The 5,057-nt window shown below is 59.8% G+C and carries 6 protein-coding genes; 3 read left to right on the forward strand and 3 right to left on the reverse strand.

All coding sequences use genetic code 11. The features are described 5' to 3' along the window. Nucleotides 1–249: 249 nt before the first annotated feature. Nucleotides 250–741, reverse strand: coding sequence for a DUF5818 domain-containing protein (locus WCA10_RS16165; RefSeq protein WP_472823545.1), 492 nt, complete (start codon nt 739–741; stop codon nt 250–252). Nucleotides 742–951: 210 nt separating this feature from the next. Next, nucleotides 952–1,434 (reverse strand): YybH family protein, encoded by a 483-nt coding sequence (locus WCA10_RS16170; protein WP_472823546.1) that lies wholly within the window; start codon nt 1,432–1,434, stop codon nt 952–954. A gap of 49 nt (nt 1,435–1,483) precedes the next feature. On the opposite strand from WCA10_RS16170, the gene WCA10_RS16175 reads away from it, so the two are divergent. The 3 genes from WCA10_RS16175 (at nt 1,484) to WCA10_RS16185 (ending at nt 4,747) form a co-directional block, all read left to right on the forward strand. Then, complete coding sequence (locus WCA10_RS16175; RefSeq protein ID WP_472823547.1) at nt 1,484–3,676, forward strand: molybdopterin-containing oxidoreductase family protein; 2,193 nt, start codon at nt 1,484–1,486, stop codon at nt 3,674–3,676. Nucleotides 3,677–3,795: 119 nt separating this feature from the next. Then, nucleotides 3,796–4,161: a rhodanese-like domain-containing protein gene (locus WCA10_RS16180; protein WP_472823548.1), complete on the forward strand. Its 366-nt coding sequence runs from the start codon at nt 3,796–3,798 to the stop codon at nt 4,159–4,161. A 25-nt stretch (nt 4,162–4,186) separates the two neighbouring features. Beyond that, the gene (locus tag WCA10_RS16185) at nt 4,187–4,747 is read left to right on the forward strand and encodes a GNAT family N-acetyltransferase (RefSeq protein WP_472823549.1); all 561 of its coding nucleotides are present in this window, start codon (nt 4,187–4,189) and stop codon (nt 4,745–4,747) included. A gap of 10 nt (nt 4,748–4,757) precedes the next feature. Here WCA10_RS16185 and WCA10_RS16190 read toward each other — a convergent pair. Continuing rightward, a partial coding sequence (locus WCA10_RS16190; protein WP_472823550.1) for a M24 family metallopeptidase occupies nt 4,758–5,057 on the reverse strand: 300 nt, incomplete at its 5' end.

The raw sequence follows: 5,057 nt of genomic DNA on the forward strand, positions 1-5,057 counted from the left end.
GCTCCTTTTGTAAGCATTTAGCTACGCTTCGACAACGCAGTTATGCCACAAAAACAGCGGCCTTTTCCCACTTTCTTTTTCCCGGACCTTTACTTCTTGCCTACTCCCCGTGAGAAATGCAGGCTAGGTGCACTCGCATCGAGCAGGTGTTGGCTGCCTTCAAAACAAAAGACCCGCCGTCAGGCGGGCTTTTTGTGTGTTGCGATCATTTGACGCTGGCGGTGCACCCGCTTTTTGCAACAGCGGTGACTAATGCGCGGGCGAAGAGGCCGTGGATGCATCCCGGCACGGGCCGTAATCCCGATTGAGCTTCTCGACCCTGAAGACTCCAGGGCCGGTACTGTCTTTGGTCTTCTTGATCTTCGATCCGTGAACCTTCACCTTGTCGCCAACCTTGATGCTGGCGGCGTCGCCTTCGAGCGCGTAGGTCTTTCCCTCACTGGTCTGCAACTCGAGTCCGTTGGCGCCGGTCATCACGCACCCGGTCACGATGTGATGGCTGTGGCTGATCTCGACCGGGACGATAATCGCCACAGCGATGACCGCACCGACGCCGATAGCGACGCCGGCAACTTCGCCGCCGGATGGACCGATACTGCTCTGGCATTGGGTAGGTGCGGTTGAGCCCGAGCAGAGGAGAACGGTTAGCCCGGCAAAAGCGGCGACGCCCAGGCGGCGGCCAGGAGTTGCGAACCACTTTGATGACTTTGATGGTCTGGAGTCCGGTCGAGAGATCTGCATGCCTGCCTCAATTCGCGGAGAAGTTCTCCAATCAGGAATCTGAGTGCCCAAAGGATGGCCCATATCCGCAAGACCGCTAGGGCCGAACGGGCGCGATATCGCTCTGAAGGAAGCTGATTGAGAGTACCAGCAGTTTCGTGTGAAGGGGAAAATAGTTGCGGCTTTTCCCTGGAATCGGGTAATGGTCAAGGACCATTACCTGGAATCGACCTAGCTGGTGTGGTCCATGATGATCTTCCACCCATGCGGGCCTTTGCGCCATACGAGAGAAAAGATGCCGTCATCCTTCTTGGCCTCGCCGTGCGCGGTGCGGGCAAGGTGGAATTTGCCGGTCACGACAGCGTATTCCGTCTTGCCGCAGGAGTTGGGGAGCAGCCGAACGTCGAGGTCGTCAAAGCTCAGTTTGCCCATCTGTTCGGGGGTGGTGTAGTTGAGCATGTAGCGCTCGCGAATGGGCTGGAATCCCTTGCGCAGCGTCAGGCCGATAAAGGTAGTGTCGGGCGAGTCCTCGTAGGCCTGCATGAAAGTTTGGATATCGGCGCGGTTCCACGCCTCGGACTGGGCCTTGATCGCGGCGCGAATCTCTGTTTCGTCAGCCGGTGCCTGCGGTTTGGGGGTCTCCGCCCGCGCGGAAAAAAGATTCACCGACAGCGCGGCAAGGAGAAGGAAAAGGAACGACAGGACGCGTTTCATGGGCTGACCTCCAAGGCTCAGGGACTCGCAATCAGCTTACAATGAGTCCATGATAGCCGCGGCTGCAACTTCCCCATTTCGTGTGGTGCATACGGTTTGCTCGCACGACTGCCCGGATAGCTGCGCCGTGCTGGTGACCGTCGATGCGGCCGGACGAGCCGTGAAACTCCAGGGTGATCTCTCGCAACCGGTGACGCAGGGATTCCTGTGCGGCAAGGTGGCGAAGTACCTCGACCGGGTCTACGCCCCGCAACGCATTCTCTACCCGCTCCGCAGGAAAATCGGCGTCGCTAAGCGACCCCTGAAACGAGGCGAGGATCACCAGGCCTTTGAGCGCGTCAGCTGGGACGAGGCACTGAGCGCCGTCGCTTCCCGATTGCAGCAAATCAGCGAAACCTATGGGCCGGAGTCCATCCTTCCCTACAGCTACGCAGGCACCATCGGGGTGCTTGGATTCGGATCGATGGACCGGCGATTCTTTCACCGCCTTGGCGGCAGCCAGCTCGACCGGACAATCTGTTCAGAGGCCGGGGGCGTGGCCTGGAACCTGGTCTACGGCAAAAAGCTTGGAACGCCAACGGAAGATTTTAGTCGGGCGAAACTGATCGTGGCGTGGGGCGCGAACATCCACGGCAACAACATCCATCTCTGGCCCATGGTTGAGCAGGCGCGGCGCAATGGCGCGCGGCTGATCGTGATTGACCCCTACAAGACGCGCACGGCCGCGCTGGCCGACTGGCATATTGCGATCCGACCAGGAACGGATGCGGCGCTGGCGCTGGGGATGATGCACGTGATCCTGCGCGAAGGCCTCGAAGATCGCGCCTACATTGACGAGATGACGCACGGGTTTGCGCAGCTTGGCGAGCGGGCTCGCGAATACACGCCCGACCGCGTAGCAAGATGGACAGGAATGACCGCTGCCCAAGTGGAGCGTCTGGCGCGCGAATACGCGACCACGCGGCCGGCCGCCCTGCGCCTGAACTATGGCGTGCAGCGCAGCGAAAACGGCGGCACGGCGGTGCGGGCCATTGCTATGCTGCCGGCACTTACCGGAGCGTGGAAATATCGTGGCGGCGGCGGTGCTCTGTCGACCTCCGGCGCGTTTGCGTGGAACAAGCGCGAGCTGGAACGGAGAGACCTGGCGCTCGATTCGCCGCTGGGGCGCGAGGCCCGCGTGGTGAACATGTCGGTGCTGGGACAGGCGCTGACGCAGGGAATAGAAAGCCACAATTCTACCGATAATGATGTGCTGAGCGGCGGTCCGCCGGTGCATGCGCTGTTTGTGTACAACTCAAATCCTGGAGCGGTTGCGCCGAACCAAAACGCCGTGCGCCGCGGGCTGGCGCGGACGGATCTGTTTACGGTGGTGCACGATCTGTTCCTCAACGACACAACCGACTACGCGGATTACGTGCTGCCGGCGACGACGTTCCTCGAACATACCGATATTCAGGGCGCCTACGGGCACTACTTTGTGCAGCTATCTAATCAGGCCATCGAACCACCGGGCGAGGCGCGGTCGAATGTGTGGCTCTTCAGCCAACTGGCCCAGACCATGGGCTTCACTGAGCAGTGCTTCCGCGACACCGAAGAGCAGTTGATCCGCCAGGCGCTTGCAATCGGGCTCGACGGACGCTCGAAAAATCCCGACATGGGGCACATCGGCTTCGAGGATTTAAAAGAGGTGGGGCACATTCCGCTGGCATTTCATCGCGAACCGGAGAGCGCGCCATTCCTGCCGTTTGCTTCGGGTCCGCTCCCAACACCTTCCGGAAAGATCGAGTTTTATTCGGCAACGCTTGCCGCGCAAGGGCAGGATCCGGTCCCCGGCTTCACTCCGCCATCCGAATCGCGCTGGGGTGAAGGCGCGGAGCGCTTCCCGCTGGAGTTTCTGAGCAGGAAAGCGGATAACTACATGAACTCGACCTTCGCGAATCTTGACGGGCATCGCAAGATGGAAGCGCGGACAAGCCAGCGGCTGGAAATGCATCCCACGGACGCGAAGGCGCGGGGCATTGCGGATGGCGACAAGGTTCGCGTGTGGAACGATCGCGGAGAAATCCTGCTGACCGCGCTGGTCGATGGCGCTGTTGCAGAAGGTGTGGTGGCTGGGCGGTTGGACTGGGCCAAATTCAATACAGGCGGCGTGAATGTGAACACACTGACGAGCGAGAGGTTCACGGATATTGGCGCGGGAGCCACGTTCTACTCCGTCCTGGTGGAAGTAGCTAAGGCCTGACGTTCGCGGCCGTTCGCGTTAGCTGTGATTTAAGAAACAAACCAAACAGGCAGGGCAAGTGTACTTGAGGCGTGTGCATGAGCCGGGCCGGATTTCATAAAAGGCGGTAAACTCGTTCTATGTCTTGGATCGGCTTTTTAGTTGTTCTGGTACTGGCCCTTGGTTACATGTACATGAAGCGTTCCGGCCAGGTTTCGTCGAAAGATGCCACGGAATATCTGAAAAACGGAGCGATCATTGTCGACGTTCGAAACCCGAATGAGTATGAAGCCGGGCATCTGATGCGGGCGCAGAACATGCCGCTGGATCGTATTGAGATGCTCGCGACCTCGATGGTCAAGGATAAGAACAAGCCGCTGCTGCTGCACTGCTCTTCGGGGGTGCGCAGTTCGATGGCCAAGAAAAAGCTTGAGGCTCTCGGATATAAAAACGTCTTCAACTTGGGATCGTACGACCGCGCCGGCAAGATTATCACCGGCCGCTGATCGCGGGAATCTCGCACAATCGAGCATGAAAGCTACTTTTCAGTTGCGTCTTGCGACCGACGACGATGTTCCTGCGCTGCATGCGCTGGTTGAAGCATCAGTGCGTGGACTGCAAGCTGAGGACTATGCGCCGGCTCAGATTGAGGGTGCGCTGGGAACCGTGCTGGGGCTGGATACACAACTGATACGCGACCGCACTTACTTCATCGCTGAGATCCTGGACCAAAACACAAAAGCGCGGCACGCCGCGGGGTGCGGCGGCTGGTCGAAGCGGAAGACGCTGTTTGGCGCCGATGCCGGCCCGGGCCGCGAATCGGAATTACTGGATCCGTCGGTAGATGCGGCAAAGGTGCGAGCCATCTTTGTGCATCCCGATTTTGCACGGCAGGGCCTGGGGTCACTGATTCTGGCCACGGTCGAGAATGCGGCCTACGCCGCAGGATTTCGCCGCTTTGAGATGGGCTCCACTCTCACGGGAGTGCCGCTCTACCGCCTCAAGGGTTACATCGAGACCGAACGCATCGCAGTGCCGCTGAAGAACGGCGAGGCGCTGCCGATCGTGAAAATGGTGAAGGGCGCGAACTGAGGGCGCGTGCCTAGGTCACGTTGCCGAAGGGATCTTCCAGCGATGGGCATTGCGGCGTCAGCAACTCGGCGCCACTCGCGGTGATGTGCATATCGTCTTCAAGGCGAATGCCGAACTCGCCGGGAATATAGATTCCGGGTTCGTCGCTGAAGGTCATGCCTGCCTGCAGGTGCGGCGCCAGATCCCAACCGAACATGTCATTTCTCACGAGATAAGGCCACTCGTGACCGTCCATCCCGATGCCGTGGCCAACGCGATGCGTGAAGTACTTGAATCCCGGGCCGTAGCCGCCGCCGACGATGACCTTGCG

Source organism: Occallatibacter sp., from assembly GCF_049582745.1.
In the GTDB taxonomy this organism is placed as follows: domain Bacteria; phylum Acidobacteriota; class Terriglobia; order Terriglobales; family Acidobacteriaceae; genus Telmatobacter.

Excerpts from the sequence above, each read along its gene's own strand:
- WCA10_RS16165 (WP_472823545.1), bottom strand. The coding sequence starts at position 741 with ATGCAGATCTCTCGACCGGACTCCAGACCATCAAAGTCATCAAAGTGG.
- WCA10_RS16185 (WP_472823549.1), top strand. The coding sequence starts at position 4,187 with ATGAAAGCTACTTTTCAGTTGCGTCTTGCGACCGACGACGATGTTCCT.
- WCA10_RS16175 (WP_472823547.1), top strand. The coding sequence starts at position 1,484 with ATGATAGCCGCGGCTGCAACTTCCCCATTTCGTGTGGTGCATACGGTT.
- WCA10_RS16170 (WP_472823546.1), bottom strand. The coding sequence starts at position 1,434 with ATGAAACGCGTCCTGTCGTTCCTTTTCCTTCTCCTTGCCGCGCTGTCG.
- WCA10_RS16180 (WP_472823548.1), top strand. The coding sequence starts at position 3,796 with ATGTCTTGGATCGGCTTTTTAGTTGTTCTGGTACTGGCCCTTGGTTAC.